The organism is Streptomyces sp. NPDC030991, assembly GCF_055571235.1.
Genome location: NZ_JBVIFR010000006.1, coordinates 205,420 through 218,897, shown reverse-complemented (window position 1 = coordinate 218,897; position 13,478 = coordinate 205,420). Strand labels below are relative to the sequence as shown.

13 protein-coding genes are annotated in these 13,478 nt (G+C 72.7%); 4 read left to right on the top strand and 9 right to left on the bottom strand.

The features are described from left to right. The 3 genes from ACZ45E_RS14185 to ACZ45E_RS14175 all read right to left on the bottom strand — a co-directional run bounded on the left by ACZ45E_RS14185 (position 1) and on the right by ACZ45E_RS14175 (position 2,352). A complete protein-coding gene (locus ACZ45E_RS14185) occupies positions 1-750 on the bottom strand; it encodes an LOG family protein (RefSeq protein ID WP_468220457.1) in 750 nt (249 codons plus the stop codon). Positions 751-836: 86 nt separating this feature from the next. Continuing rightward, positions 837-1,916 (bottom strand): succinyl-diaminopimelate desuccinylase, encoded by a 1,080-nt coding sequence (gene dapE, locus ACZ45E_RS14180; protein ID WP_468220455.1) that lies wholly within the window; start codon positions 1,914-1,916, stop codon positions 837-839. Positions 1,917-2,043: 127 nt separating this feature from the next. Continuing rightward, positions 2,044-2,352, bottom strand: coding sequence for a hypothetical protein (locus ACZ45E_RS14175; RefSeq protein WP_468220453.1), 309 nt, complete (start codon positions 2,350-2,352; stop codon positions 2,044-2,046). Positions 2,353-2,795: 443 nt separating this feature from the next. Between ACZ45E_RS14175 and ACZ45E_RS14170 the strand changes: the two genes are divergently transcribed. Then, on the top strand, positions 2,796-3,275 hold the full coding sequence (locus ACZ45E_RS14170; protein ID WP_468220452.1) for an ATP-binding protein: 480 nt from the start codon (positions 2,796-2,798) through the stop codon (positions 3,273-3,275). A 136-nt stretch (positions 3,276-3,411) separates the two neighbouring features. Here ACZ45E_RS14170 and ACZ45E_RS14165 read toward each other — a convergent pair whose 3' ends face one another. Beyond that, positions 3,412-4,515 (bottom strand): bifunctional succinyldiaminopimelate transaminase/glutamate-prephenate aminotransferase, encoded by a 1,104-nt coding sequence (locus ACZ45E_RS14165; protein WP_468220451.1) that lies wholly within the window; start codon positions 4,513-4,515, stop codon positions 3,412-3,414. A 118-nt stretch (positions 4,516-4,633) separates the two neighbouring features. Then, entirely contained in the window at positions 4,634-4,954 is a 321-nt protein-coding gene (gene fdxA, locus ACZ45E_RS14160; RefSeq protein ID WP_111666449.1) for a ferredoxin, read from the bottom strand. A 140-nt stretch (positions 4,955-5,094) separates the two neighbouring features. On the opposite strand from fdxA, the gene ACZ45E_RS14155 reads away from it, so the two are divergent. Beyond that, positions 5,095-6,099: a GNAT family N-acetyltransferase gene (locus ACZ45E_RS14155; protein ID WP_468220449.1), complete on the top strand. Its 1,005-nt coding sequence runs from the start codon at positions 5,095-5,097 to the stop codon at positions 6,097-6,099. A 49-nt stretch (positions 6,100-6,148) separates the two neighbouring features. Next, positions 6,149-6,991, top strand: a complete 843-nt coding sequence (locus ACZ45E_RS14150) for a transglutaminase-like and tetratricopeptide repeat-containing protein (protein ID WP_468220447.1) — start codon at positions 6,149-6,151, stop codon at positions 6,989-6,991. Positions 6,992-7,049: 58 nt separating this feature from the next. On the opposite strand, the gene ACZ45E_RS14145 is transcribed toward ACZ45E_RS14150, so the two are convergent. The 4 genes from ACZ45E_RS14145 to ACZ45E_RS14130 all read right to left on the bottom strand — a co-directional run bounded on the left by ACZ45E_RS14145 (position 7,050) and on the right by ACZ45E_RS14130 (position 10,955). After that, positions 7,050-9,137: a hypothetical protein gene (locus tag ACZ45E_RS14145; protein WP_468220445.1), complete on the bottom strand. Its 2,088-nt coding sequence runs from the start codon at positions 9,135-9,137 to the stop codon at positions 7,050-7,052. A 153-nt stretch (positions 9,138-9,290) separates the two neighbouring features. Continuing rightward, positions 9,291-9,665 (bottom strand): DUF6113 family protein, encoded by a 375-nt coding sequence (locus ACZ45E_RS14140; RefSeq protein WP_468220773.1) that lies wholly within the window; start codon positions 9,663-9,665, stop codon positions 9,291-9,293. 71 nt (positions 9,666-9,736) lie between these two features. Then, the gene (gene mshB, locus ACZ45E_RS14135) at positions 9,737-10,672 is read right to left on the bottom strand and encodes an N-acetyl-1-D-myo-inositol-2-amino-2-deoxy-alpha-D-glucopyranoside deacetylase (RefSeq protein WP_468220444.1); all 936 of its coding nucleotides are present in this window, start codon (positions 10,670-10,672) and stop codon (positions 9,737-9,739) included. An 88-nt stretch (positions 10,673-10,760) separates the two neighbouring features. After that, positions 10,761-10,955, bottom strand: a complete 195-nt coding sequence (locus ACZ45E_RS14130; RefSeq protein ID WP_468220442.1) for a hypothetical protein — start codon at positions 10,953-10,955, stop codon at positions 10,761-10,763. A gap of 242 nt (positions 10,956-11,197) precedes the next feature. Here ACZ45E_RS14130 and ACZ45E_RS14125 point away from each other — a divergent pair, with 242 nt between their 5' ends. Then, positions 11,198-13,348 carry a S9 family peptidase gene (locus tag ACZ45E_RS14125; protein ID WP_468220440.1) on the top strand — a complete coding sequence of 717 codons (2,151 nt, stop codon included), beginning with the start codon at positions 11,198-11,200 and terminating at the stop codon, positions 13,346-13,348. The last annotated feature ends 130 nt before the right edge of the window (positions 13,349-13,478 follow it).

Genomic DNA, 13,478 nt, shown 5'->3' with positions numbered 1-13,478 from the left:
TCAGTTACCGGTCTCCTTGGTGACCAGACTGATCGCCTCCTCCACGTCGTCCGTGACGTGGAAGAGGAGCAGATCGACCTCGCTCGCCTTGCCCTGGGCGATCACCGTGTTCCTCAGCCAGTCGATCAGGCCGCTCCAGTACTGCGTACCGAAGAGGACGATCGGGAAGCGGGTCACCTTGGTGGTCTGGACGAGGGTGAGCGCCTCGAAGAGCTCGTCCAGGGTGCCGAGGCCGCCGGGCAGGACGACGAAGCCCTGGGCGTACTTCACGAACATGGTCTTCCGTACGAAGAAGTAGCGGAAGTTCAGCCCCAGATCGACGTACGGGTTGAGGCCCTGCTCGAACGGCAGCTCGATGCCGAGGCCGACCGAGATGCCCTTGGCCTCCACCGCGCCCTGGTTCGCGGCCTGCATGGCGCCCGGCCCGCCCCCCGTGATGACCGCGAAACCGGCCTCCACGAGGGCCTTGCCGATCTCGACGCCCGCCGCGTACTCCGGTGAGTCCACCGAGGTGCGCGCGGAGCCGAACACGCTGATCGCGGGCGGCAGTTCGGCGAGGGTGCCGAAGCCCTCGATGAACTCCGACTGGATGCGCAGGACCCGCCAGGGGTCGGTGTGCACCCAGCCCGATGGCCCCTCCGTGTCGAGCAGACGCTGGTCACTCGTCCCGGGCTGCACCTGCTCGCGGCGACGGATCACCGGCCCCGTCCGCTGCTCCTTGGGATGCTGCTTGCCCTCCGGGTTGCTCATGTCCGCTCCCTCCATGCGCAGGTATCGCGCGCTTGCGTAGAGCAAGGGTAGGTCTACGCGGGTTACATGCGAGGGACCTCGGAGTGTCAGGCGGTGAGCCATGCGGCCAGGCGCTTCTCCGCCTCCAGGATGAGCGCCGTGTCGACCCGCTCGTCGATCTTGTGGGCGAAGATCGAGTTGCCGGGCCCGTAGTTCACCGCGGGGACGCCGAGCGCGCTGAAGCGGGAGACGTCCGTCCAGCCGAACTTGGGGCGCGCCTCGCCGCCCACGGCGGCCAGGAAGGCGGCGGCAGCGGGGTGGTCGAGGCCGGGCCGGGCGCCGCCCGTGTGGTCGTCCACGACGAACTCCTCGATCGGGCAGCCGGCGAAGAAGTCGCGGACGAACTGTTCGGCGTCGGCCATCGACCGGTCCGGCGCGTAACGGAAGTTGACCGTGACGGCGCAGGTGTCGGGGATGACGTTCGTGGCGACGAAGCCCTCGACGCGGACGGCGTTGAGGCCCTCGTGGAACTCCAGGCCGTCGACGACCGGCTTGCGCGGCTCGTAGGCGGCCAGCTTCTCCAGGATCGGGGAGGCCGCGTGAATGGCGTTCTTTCCCATCCACGCGCGCGCGGAGTGGGCCCTTTCGCCCTTCACCTTCAGGATGACGCGGAGCGTGCCCTGGCAGCCGCCCTCGACCAGTCCCTCGGTCCCCTCCAGGAGGATCGCGAAGTCGCCGGCCAGCCACTCGGGGTGGGCGTCGGCCACGTGCCCGAGACCGTTGAGGTGCGCGGCGACCTCTTCGTTGTCGTAGAAGACGAAGGTGAGGTCGCGGTTGGGCTCCGTGACCGTCTGCGCGATCCGCAGCTGGACCGCGACGCCCGACTTCATGTCGCTCGTCCCGCAGCCCCAGAGGGTGCCGTCCGCGTCCAGGCGCGAGGGCACGTTGTCCGCGATCGGGACCGTGTCGATGTGCCCGGCGAGGATGACGCGCTCGGCGCGGCCCAGATCGGTGCGTGCCACCACGTTGTTGCCGTAGCGGTCCACCGTGAGGTGCGGCAGGGGGCGCAGGGCCGCCTCGACGGCGTCGGCGAGCTCCTTCTCGCTGCCGCTGGGCGAGGGGAAGTCGACCAGCTGGGCGGTGAGAAGGGCGGCGTCCTGCGTGAGGTCGAGAGAGGTGCGGTCCATGCCGTCGAGCCTATCGCCCGGGCCTCGACGGGCCCGTGGTGCCTCGGGCCGTCCACTGCCTTGGACGCGTGCCGGGCTGTTCGCGGCTGCCGCTGACCGTGGCCGCGCAGCGGGTGCAGCGCAGCGGCTATCCGCAGGCGTACGCGAAGCACGAGCCGGACGCCGTGCTGCTCTCCGCCTCGCCGACCGGACGCGCCGCGGCCTCGCTGACCTGCGAGGGGCGGCCGGTCGCCGGCGCGCGGCCGGGCGATGCGACCCGGGTGGAGGCCGCGCTCGTACGGGACTTCGGGCGGGACGTGGCGCCCGCCGCGGGGCGTGACGCGCGCTCCGTACGGGTGCCCGTGGCCGCGACGGTCGCGTCGGCGCGGGGCGGTGGGCGGCAGCGCGGCTGGGAGCCGGCGCAGTGGGCGGCGGCCAACTCGTCCGTGTTGCGCATCGATCGGGTGTCCTATGCGGGCCACGAGTGGATCGCCGGGGACGCGGGGCACGATGGCACGAGGCGTCGGTCCGCGGCAGCGCGGGGGCCGCTCCGACGGCGGCGTCGCCCGTCGACGAGGTCCGAACCGTCACCGGTCAGTAGTGCGGGCGATCACTCGATAGGGGCACGCCGATCATGCCCGGGGGACGGTGGGCGGGGCTCTTCGGGTGGAGCGCGGGCCGATCCGGGTTTCCCTTGGAAGCAGCGGGGTGTAAGGGTTCTTCAGCGGCGCGGGATCCAAGGGGTTTGCCCGTTTTTATCCAGAACCGATTATGCGACGCATTGCCAACCCTTTGCGTTTCCGACCCGCAACCTTCATGGGCCCTGGGGCTGTTGTCACGACGTCCGCTCGCCGAACGGCAGCCGGACGACAAAAGTTCTCTCCCGTCTGAAGGAGCACCATGTCCCTCCCCCTGACCCGCCGGATCGCCCGCGTCGCGCTGCTCGTAGCGGCGGGAGCGGCGCCCGTGGTCGGTGCGGCCGGCTCCGTGAGCGCTGCCGAACTCCCGGCCACGCCCGACCTCGGCGGTGTGACCGCGCTGGACGGCGCGAACCTGGGCAACACCGTCGACGGCACGTCCCGGAACGTCAGCGGCCTCGCGGGCGAGACCGGCAGCAAGGCCGTGAAGAAGGCCGTCCCGGCCGCCGGCAAGACGGTGGGCAAGGCCGCCAAGACCGCCACCCCGGCGGCGCAGAAGGCCGCTGGCGACCTGGCCGGCAGCGCCGGTGACGTGGTCGGCAAGACGGCCGGTACGGCGACGGAGGGTGGCCTCCCGGCCGCCGACAAGCTGCCCGCCGACTCACTGACCAAGAGCGGCCTCCCGGTCACCGGCGGTCTCTCCACCGACTCCCTGCCGGTCAAGCAGCTGCCGCTCGGCTGATCACCCGGTGATGCGAACGGGGGTGGGGGGGGGGGGGGGGGGTTCCCCCCCCCCCCCCCCCCCCCCCCCCCCCCCCCCCGCTGCCGCCCGTCCAGTCGGCCGTCAGGACATGGCGGCCGTCAGGACACGCCGGCCGTCAGGAGAGGCGGGTCGCCGCCGCCTTGATCCGCTCGTCCGTGGCGGTCAGCGCGACACGGACGAACTCCCGGCCCGCCGCACCGTAGAAGTCGCCGGGCGCGACCAGGATGCCGAGCTCCGCGAGGTGGGCCACCGTGTCCCAGCAGGACTCGCCGCGGGTCGCCCACAGGTAGAGGCTCGCCTCGCTGTGCTCGATGCGGAAGCCGTGCGCGAGGAGCGCCTCGCGCAGCAGCTCACGGCGGGCCGCGTAACGGGCGCGCTGCTCGCGGACGTGGCTCTCGTCGCCGAGCGCCGCGACGACCGCCGCCTGCGTCGGCGCCGACGTCATCATGCCGCCGTGCTTGCGGATCTGGAGCAGATCGCCGAGGACCGAGGCGTCACCGGCGAGGAACGCCGCCCGGTAGCCCGCCAGGTTCGAGCGCTTGGAGAGCGAGTGCACCGAGACCAGGCCCTCGACCGAGCCGCCGTTGACGTCCGGGTGCAGGACCGAGACCGGGTCGGCCTCCCAGCCCAGCTCGATGTAGCACTCGTCCGAGAAGATCAGGATGCCGTGCTCGCGGGCCCAGGCCACGATGCGGGTCAGCTCGTCCTTGGACAGCACCCGGCCGGTCGGGTTCGACGGGGAGTTGAGCCAGAGCAGCTTGATGCCCGCCGGGTCGAGCTCGGTCGGGTCGTCGTAGGCCACGTGGTCCGCGCGGGCCAGACGGGCGCCCACCTCGTACGTGGGGTACGCGAGACGCGGGTAGGCCACCTTGTCGCCCGGGCCGAGGCCCAGTTGGGTCGGCAGCCAGGCCACGAGCTCCTTGGAGCCGACCACGGGCAGCACGTTGGGGTGGCCGAGGCCGCGGGCGCCGAGGCGGCTTCCGCACCAGGCCACGAGCGCGTCGCGCAGCTCCGGGGTGCCCCACACCGTCGGGTAGCCGGGCGAGTCGGCGGCGTCGGTGAGCGCCTTCTGGATCAGCTCGGGCACCGGGTCGACGGGCGTCCCCACGGAGAGGTCGACGAGGCCGTCCGGGTGCGCCGCGGCCGTCTTCTTGTACGGCTCCAGCTTGTCCCACGGGAAGGCGGGGAGGCGGTCGACAGGGGCGGGGACTGCGGACACCTGGTCAGCTCACTTCTCTTGCGTAGGGCCCTCGTGAGGGGGGAAACACCTCGGTCCCGTACGGCAGTCGAAAGCCGTACGGGACCGGGGCAGCGCCTGTGCGTACCGCTGTGCGCAGTTACTGGTTCTGCGGCGGCAGCGCGGCGATGAACGGGTGGTCCTTCTCGATGAGGCCCATCTTCGAGGCACCACCGGGCGAACCGAGCTCGTCGAAGAACTCGACATTCGCCTTGTAGTAGTCCTTCCACTCCTCCGGAGTGTCGTCCTCGTAGAAGATCGCCTCGACCGGGCAGACCGGCTCACAGGCACCACAGTCGACGCATTCGTCCGGGTGGATGTACAAGGACCGGGAGCCCTCGTAGATGCAGTCGACCGGGCACTCCTCGATGCACGCCTTGTCCTTGACGTCGACACAAGGCTGCGCGATGACGTAGGTCACGCTGTCGTTCCTCCTCGATAGGGCGCTGGCGGGCCTCCGCAGGCTCCGCCGCCTGGCGCGCGGGAGCGCGGCGTCGTCGATGCCCGCCTCTAGTATCTCCGTTCCGGGGCATGATCCGAACAGGAGGGGTGGACCGAGCTGTGGAATTCACTGCGAGCGGACGGCTCGAGCTTCGCTTGACCCCCGCTGACGTGGGCAAACGCGTATCGGTGCGGCGGGTGGGTGAAGACGGGCCCGCGGGTCGGAAGTTCACCGATACGGTCGGAGTTCTCACATCGTGGAACGACGGTGTGCTGCTCATCACACGGCGGACCGGGGAGCGGGTGGCCGTCGACGCGTCCACGCTGGTCGCGGGGAAGGTCGTGCCCGCCGAACCGGCGAGGCGCCGGGGGCCCTCCGCCACGTACCCGGAGCTGGCGCGCGTCGCCTCGCGCGGGTGGCAGCCGGTCGAGAGCGAACGGCTCGGCGACTGGGAGCTCAGAGCGGCTCAGGGATTCACCCGGCGGGCCAACTCCGTGCTGCCGGTGGGAGATCCGGGCGTGCCGCTGGACGACGCGCTGGAGCGTGTGCGGGACTGGTACGCGGATCGTGGGCTGCCCGCCTACGCGCAGACCGCGACCGGGGCCGCGGGGACGCAGGAGTTGCTCTGCGCCGAGCTGGAGGCGCGCGGCTGGGCGCGCGAGGTCAGCGCCGAGCTGCGGATCGCGCCGCTCGCGCCCCTCGGGGACGCTCCCGACGGACGGCCGGTGCTGCTGAGCCGCGAGCCGGGGGCGGCGTGGCTGGGGCGGTACCAGCGCAAGGGGGCGAGCGAGGTCGCGTTGCGGGTGCTGTGCGCCGGTCCGTCCGTGTGGTTCGCGACGGTGCCCGGCGAGGGTGACGTGCCCGCGGCGATCGGGCGGTGCGTGGTGGACGGGCGGTGGGCCGGGTTCGCCGCCGTCGAGGTCGATCCCGCGTACCGGCGCCAGGGGCTGGCGTCGGCGGTGATGACGGCGCTCGCGCGCCGCGCGCTGGACGAGGGCGCCTCGGCGGCCTGGCTCCAGGTCGAGGCCGACAACGCCGGGGCGTGTGCGCTGTACGACCGGCTGGGTTTCGCCACGCACCACGCGTATCACCACTACCGTGCTCCGGAGCGGGGCGCCCGGTGACCCGCTCTCGATCGCGCTATCGATCGGTCTGAGAGGGCACGAGGCTCGTATGTCCCCCCACTTGTCCCCCCGTTCCGCGGAGCTCAGGCGCCGGTTCGCCGAGGAGGCGCGGTCCGAGCGGCCCGATCTCGCACAGCTCTGTCTGCTGCTGGCGGCGCAGGCCGACAGCGCGCTCGACGAGGCCGGTATGGACGCCGCCCAGATCGAACTGGACGACCTGGCCGGACAGTTGCCGTTCCGGCCTGGCGGGCCGCGCTCCTGGGCCACCGCGCTCGCCGAACTGCTCGGTTCGCGGCTCGGGTTCCACGGGGTGGCGGCCGACTACCAGCGTCTGGAGTCGTCGCTGCTCCACGAGGTCCTGCGGCGCAGGCGCGGGCTGCCGATCCTGTTGTCGGTGGTGTGGATGGAGGTGGCGCGGCGGGCCGGGGCCCCGGTGTACGGGGTGGCGTTGCCGGGGCACTTCGTCGTCGGCTTCGGCGACCCCGGGGAGCAGGTCCTCGCCGATCCGTTCGGCGCGGGGCGGGTGCTGACGGGGCCGGACGCCGAGCTCCTGGTGGCCGGGGCGACGGGCGCGCCGATGGAGCCGTCGATGCTGCGGCCCGTCGATCCGCTGACGCTCGTGCTGCGGATCCTGAACAACATCCGCGCGTGGGCGGCGACCAGGCCCGAGCGTTCGGAGGTGGCGCTGTGGGCGATCGAGCTGTCGCTGCTGCTGCCCTCGCATCCGGCGCGGCTGCGGTACGAGCGGGCGCAGTTGCTGGTGGGCCGGGGCGACTACGTCACCGGGGCCGTGGAGCTGGAGGCGTACGCGGAGGTCGTCGGCGCGGTGGACAGCGCCGCCGCGGAACAGGTCCTCGGGCAGGCCAGGGCGGCTCGCGCGATGTTGAACTGAGACGGCCGAGTCCCGCACGACAGCTGCCGTGCGGGACTCGGAACGTGCGTGCCGGACCCTAGCTGGGGTCCGTCTCGATCGTCGCGGTGCGCTCGGCAGGTGTCTTGCCCAGCAGGGCCTTGCCCATCGCCGCGGCGACGTCGGTGGGCTGGACCGGCGTCTTCTTGCCGTTGCCCCGGGTGATGAGGACGCCGTCGAAGACGTTGCCGTAGAGCGCCTTGAGGGCCGGCAGGTCGTACGTCTCGACGAGCTTGCCGTCGACCGCCTTCATCCCGAGGATCTTCGGCAGCGACTTGTCCGGGCCGAACGGGATGGAGGCGCTGCCCGCCTTGATCGTGACGAGACCGGACATCGCGGGCTCGGCGAACTGGCGCATCTTCCGGTCGACCTCGGCGTCCGGGACCGTCGGCTGCCGGGTCACCGTCGGCACCTGGACCGGCGCGGACGCGCCCGTCTCGACCTGCGCCTGGTACGCCTGCTCGACGGCGGTGGTCGACTTGTCGACGTCGATGCCCTTGCCCGTCTTGCCGTAGACGGCGACGGCCTTGCCCGGCACGAACTTGATCGTGCCGTCGCCGGACGCGGCGGCACCGCCCGCGGCCTGCTCAAGGGCCGCGTGCAGCTTCTCCTCGTCGACCGGCATCACCGGGTCGACGACGCGGTGGTTGCCGAAGAGCGAGCCGATGACGGAGACCGGGTTGTAGTCGCTGCCCGCCGCGGCGGAGACGGTGGCCGCGCTGTCCAGGGAGAGGCCCGCCTGGTCCGGCTTGAGGGCGACCGTCCTGCCGTCGACCTGGAGCTTCAGGTCCTGGCCCGTGCGCTTGCCGAGGGCCTCGTCGAGTTTGGCGGTGGCCTCGTCGCGGGTCCCGCCGCCGATGTCGACGCCGAGGACGGTGGTGCCCTTGGGCACGTCGGAGTGGTTCATCAACAGGCCCGCACCGTAGGCGACTCCGGCCACGCCGATGACGCCCGCGCCGAGCAGGACCAGCTTGCTGCGGCCCTTCTTCTTCTTGGCGGAGGCCGCCGGGGCGCTCTGCACCGGGTCGGGCAGCTTGGGCGGGGTGTGCGGCGTCGGGGCCGGGGCGCCGGGCGCGAACGGTGAGCCGGGGCCCTTGCCGCTCTGCGGGACGACCGGCATGCCGCTGGTGAGCGTGTCGCCCGAGACATGGCCGGGCGACTCGGGCGCCGGCTTCTGGGGCGTGAGGATCGCGGTGTCGTCGCTCATCCGCGGCGGGTTCGGAGCGCCCGGGGCGGGGCGGACCTGCGGGTCGGCCGCGAGCGGCGGCACCATCGGGCCGTCGCCGGTGACGGGCCCCGTCGTCGGCCCGGAGGGACCGCCGGCGCGGGGAGCGCCGGGGCCCGGAGTCCCCGGGCTGCCGAGGTTGCCGGCGTTGCCTGTGTTCCCGGGGTGACCGGTGTTCCCGCTGTTCCCGCCGTTCCCGGCGAAGTAGGGCAGATCGCCCCGGTCGTCGCGGTTGCGGGCGGGGGGCGCCGAGCCGTCGCCGAGCGGCCCCGCCGCCAGGACGCCGGTCACGTCGAAGCCGCCGGACGTACCGGACGTACCGGAGGGAGCCCCGGTGCCGGGGGCGCCCGGGGTGCCGTCCGCGGCCGGGCCCGACGCCGCCGCACCGGCACCGTTCGCCGCGGCGCCCCGGCCGGCCGCGCCCTTGCGCGGCGCGAACCAGTCGCTGGTCTTCTCCTCGCGGGCCGCCTTGGCCTCGGCGGCGTCGCCGCTGCCGGGGCCCTGTTCGGCGGCGGGACCGGCGCCGTTGCCGCCGTCCGCGCCACCGGCGTACCCGGCGAGGGCGGACGGGTGGCCCGTGGCGGGGCCCGGCTCGGGGGCGCCGGCCGGCGGCTCGGCACCGGCCTGCGGCCCGCCGTCGACATCGCTCATCGGCGTACGCATCACGACCGGCGGGATCGGACGCGAGCCGGGGATGTTGATCCGGATCCGCGTCGTCAGCGTGGTCTCGGTCCTGGGACTGTCCGGGGTGCCCTGGTCACGCGGGGGCACCTGGCCCAGCGGGTCGGCGTCGCCGGACGCCGCGCCCTGCGCGGACGTACCGTACGGAGGCGTCCCCGACGGGTAGGCGGCAGCGCCGCGCCCCTGGGGCCCGGAGGACGAACTGTCAGTTTCACGACTCAAAGCAGGTTCTCCCGGTTGGCTCCGCCGCCCGTCTCGACCTCACGCGGGCTGCTCGGCGGCGCGCACCACCATACTGGCCGCGGCCGCACGTCACCGAGTGACGGACAGTGAATCCCCTACGGGGCACGGCGCATGGTGGCCGCAAGTGCGACGTCACTTCCCAAGTCGGGCGGCGGACGCGGGTGGTTGCCGCGAAAGTCCAAGGGTGGCGCACATCACAGCCACGACCATGCCGCCGAGAAGGAAGAGGTAGGAGCCGAGTCCCGCGCCGAACAGGAAGTCGCCCTCGGGGCGGCTCGCCGTGAGCAGGATGACCGCGACGATCCAGCCCGCCGCGGGCGCCACGGCCCCGGACCTGCCCCCGGTCAGCCGCACCCCGCCGTGGAAGAGACCGGCCGCGCCGAGCAGGGCGAGCAGCAATCCGGCCGGGAACCAGCCGCCTTGGAGCAGCGCGCCCGCGGCGCCGACGAGGGCGCCGAGCACGAACAGGACGAGGAGGACCGCGGCCCGGCCGGGTGTGAGCGCCATGCTGAAGGGGAGGTCCACCTGGGGCGCCGCGGCCTTGCTGCTCCCGGTTCCGCGGGTCTTGCCACTGCTCGTCACGCGCGCTCTCCCTCGATACCGTCGGCACCTTCGATGCTCTCGATGCCCTCGAACAGGTCTTTCTCGTACGCCGATCCGGGCTCGCCCCGCACCAACTCGTAGTACTCGGTGTCGAAGAGGGGCTGCGCGAGCCCGTTCGAAAGGGCGAACACCCCGAAATCACCGGCCGCCTCGGCGACGGCGACCTGCGTCGCGTGCGCGGCCATCGCGGCCGACTTCCGCCCGGCGTGGGGGCGTCCGTCGATCTCGGCGGTGACCCGGGCGTCGTCGACGACGCCCGGGACGTCGGAGACGGCGGCGGTGACGGTGAAGGGCATGCGGTCCAGTTCGGCCGCGAGCCTGCGGAACCGTTCCTCGACGATCGTGCGGGGCGCACGGTTCCAGTAGATCTTGGAGACCGTGTGCGGATCTCCGAGGTCGCGGCGGAACGCCGGCTCGGCGGCGAGATCGGCGGCGCGCATGGCCACGCGGTGCGCCTGGATGTGGTCGGGGTGGCCGTAGCCGCCGTCCGGGTCATAGGTGACGAGGACCTGCGGCCGGACCTCGCGGACCACGGCGACCAGGTGCGCCGCCGCCTCGTCGAGGTCGGCCGACCAGAAGGCGCCCGGGCGCTCGTTCTGCTCGGCGCCCATCATCCCGGAGTCGCGGTAGCGCCCGGGGCCGCCGAGGAAGCGGTGGTCGGTGACGCCCAGCTCCTTCATGGCGGCGGCCAGTTCACCGATGCGGTGCGGGCCGAGAATATTCTCCCGATCCGGTGCGAGATGGGCCAGTTCGTCCGGAATGACCTCTCCCTCTTCGCCGAGGGTGCAGGTCACGAGCGTGACGTGGGCGCCGTCGGCGGCGTACCTGGCCATCGTGGCGCCGTTGTTGATCGACTCGTCGTCGGGGTGCGCGTGCACGAGGAGCAGACGCCGACCGGGCAGTTCCGTCATGCCCCCAGCCTAGGACCCGCACTCCTTCCGCCAGAACTCGATGCCACTGGAACGTGCTGGAACGTGATGGCGTCAGAACTTGATGCCGTCAGAACTTGATGCCGCCGATCATGCCCGCCACGTTCGTCGTCAGTTCCTGGATCGTGGGGGCGACGGAGGAGCTCGCCAGATAGAAGCCGAGGAGCACGCAGACCACCGCGTGTCCGGCCTTCAGCCCCGACTTCTTGACCAGGATGAAGACGATGATCGCGAACAGCACCACGGCCGAGATCGAGAGTGCCACAGCGGTCCCTCCTCCAAAGTGATCGGAACGCTGACGGATACCCCCTGTTGGATACCCACACAGCGCTACTGATCATAACTATCCGTCGCTCCGCATGAGTCGCGGTGAGGGGGCACCGGGGGCGGGCGGGAGCGCGTGGGGGCGCATGGTCCACTCGCGGCCGAGGACCTGTCTTCACTTTCCCGCCGTCGCCCGGAGGGCGGGGCAGGCGGGAAGGTGAAGACAGGTCCTAGGCTTCGGGGATGACCACAGAGAGCGGCGCCGGCGCCGGACCCGGCAGCGGGAACGAGACGTACTCCTTTCCTCGTCAGCACGCGCGTACCCAGCGCTTCACGGCCGGATCGCCGCGTGCCTTCACGGTGGCGCCGGACGGTGAGCGGGTCGTCTTCCTCCGTTCCTCCTCCGGCGTCGACCGGGCGAACGCACTGTGGGTCCTGGATGTGACGAGCGGTCAGGAACGGCCGGCCGCCGAGCCGTCGGTGCTGCTCGGCGGCGCCTCGGAGCGGCTCTCGGCCGAGGAGCGGGCCCGGCGTGAGCGCAGCCGCGAGGGCGGCGCCGGCATCGTGTCGTACGCGACGGACGGCGCGGCCGAGCTGGCGGCGTTCGCCCTGTCGGGGCGGCTCTTCACGGCGGAGCTGCGGGCGGGCACGGCCCGTGAACTCCCGGTGCGCGGGCCGGTCCTCGACCCGCGCCCGGCCCCCGACGGCCGGCACATCGCGTACGTGGCGCGGGGCGCGCTGCGGGTCGTCGGCGCGGAGGGCGAGGACGACCGGACGCTGGCCACGCCCGAGTCGGAGACGGTGACGTACGGGCTCGCGGAGTTCATCGCGGCCGAGGAGATGTCCAGGTACCGCGGTTACTGGTGGTCGCCCGAATCGGACCGGCTGCTCGTGGCCCGCGCCGACGACGCGGACGTGCGGCGCTGGTGGATCGCCGATCCGGCGCACCCGGACCGCGAGCCGACCCGCAACGCCTACCCGGCGGCCGGTACGCCCAACGCGGAGGTGCGGCTGTTCGCGTACGGCCTCGACGGCAGCCGCACGGAGATCAACTGGAACCGGTCGGCCTACCCGTACCTGGCCCGCGTCCACTGGTCGGCGGGCGGCGCCCCGCTGATCCTCGTACAGGCGCGTGACCAGCTCAGCGCGTTGTACCTGGCGGTGAACCCGAACGACGGTTCGACGCGGATGGTGCACGCCGACGAGGACGACCAGTGGCTGGAGCTGTTCCCCGGCGCGCCGTGCTGGTCGCCGAGCGGGCAGCTGGTGCGGATCGCCGACGAGGGCGGCGCGCGGGTCCTCGCGGTCGGCGAACGCCTGCTGACGGGGGCGCAGTTGCATGTGCGGGCCGTGCTCGACGTCGGCGACGGCGATGTGCTGGTCTCGGCGTCGGCGGGCGCCACCGCGGCGGCCCCGGAGACCGGCGAGATCCACGTCTACCGCGTCAACGAGCTGGGCGTGGAGCGCGTCTCGACCGAGCCCGGTGTGCACACGGCCGTCCGCTCCGGCGGCGTCACCGTGCTGGTCTCGGCGACCCTCGGCTCCCCCGGCGCGCGGGTGCGCGTGGAGCGCGACGGCAAGCGGATCGCCGAGATCGCCTCGCACGCGGAGCGCCCCCTGCTCTCCCCGCGCGTGACGCTGACGGAGGCGGACTCCATCCCGTGCGCCGTCCTGCTCCCGTCGTCGTACGCGGAAGGGGACGGCCCGCTGCCGGTCCTGCTCGACCCGTACGGCGGCCCGCACGGGCAGCGCGTCGTGGCGGCGCACAACGCGCATCTGACCTCGCAGTGGTTCGCCGACCAGGGCTTCGCGGTGATCGTCGCGGACGGCCGGGGCGCGCCCGGCGTCTCGCCCGGCCGTGAGAAGTCGATCCGCGGTGACTTCACGCTGACGCTCGACGACCAGGTGACCGCCCTGCACGCGCTGGCCGGCCGCTTCCCCCTCGACCTGTCCAAGGTGGCGATGCGCGGCTGGAGTTACGGCGGCTACCTCTCCGCGCTGGCCGTGCTGAAGCGGCCCGACGTCTTCCACGCGGGTGTCGCGGGGGCTCCGGTGACCGACTGGCGGCTGTACGACACGCACTACACGGAGCGGTACCTGGGCGATCCCGGCGCGGCCCCGGACACGTACGCGGCGAACTCGCTGGTGACGGACGACGGGCTGTCGAACGCGGCCGGGCAGCACCGGCCGCTGCTCATCGTGCACGGGCTCGCCGACGACAACGTGGTCGTCGCCCATGCCCTGCGGCTGAGTTCGGCGCTGCTGGCGGACGGGCGCCCCCACGAGGTGCTGCCGCTGTCCGGGGTGACCCACATGACGCCGCAGGAGCAGGTCGCGGAGAATCTGCTGCTGCTCCAGGTCGACTTCCTGAAGCGGTCGCTTGGCCTGGCCTGAATGACGACCGGGCCGGAGCGACATGGTGCGCTCCGGCCCGGTCAACGGCACCCGCACGGCCGTACGTCGTTCATCGTGCCGCGTGTGTGTGGCGGCGCTGGGTCCGCGGGATTGCACGTGTGTAAAGGCG

Bases quoted from the DNA above. Each gene is read 5' to 3' on its own strand.
- ACZ45E_RS14185 (WP_468220457.1), bottom strand. From the start codon at position 750: ATGAGCAACCCGGAGGGCAAGCAGCATCCCAAGGAGCAGCGGACGGGG.
- dapE (WP_468220455.1), bottom strand. From the start codon at position 1,916: ATGGACCGCACCTCTCTCGACCTCACGCAGGACGCCGCCCTTCTCACC.
- ACZ45E_RS14175 (WP_468220453.1), bottom strand. From the start codon at position 2,352: ATGCGCAACACGGACGAGTTGGCCGCCGCCCACTGCGCCGGCTCCCAG.
- ACZ45E_RS14170 (WP_468220452.1), top strand. From the start codon at position 2,796: ATGTCCCTCCCCCTGACCCGCCGGATCGCCCGCGTCGCGCTGCTCGTA.
- ACZ45E_RS14150 (WP_468220447.1), top strand. From the start codon at position 6,149: ATGTCCCCCCACTTGTCCCCCCGTTCCGCGGAGCTCAGGCGCCGGTTC.
- ACZ45E_RS14140 (WP_468220773.1), bottom strand. From the start codon at position 9,665: ATGGCGCTCACACCCGGCCGGGCCGCGGTCCTCCTCGTCCTGTTCGTG.
- mshB (WP_468220444.1), bottom strand. From the start codon at position 10,672: ATGACGGAACTGCCCGGTCGGCGTCTGCTCCTCGTGCACGCGCACCCC.
- ACZ45E_RS14125 (WP_468220440.1), top strand. From the start codon at position 11,198: ATGACCACAGAGAGCGGCGCCGGCGCCGGACCCGGCAGCGGGAACGAG.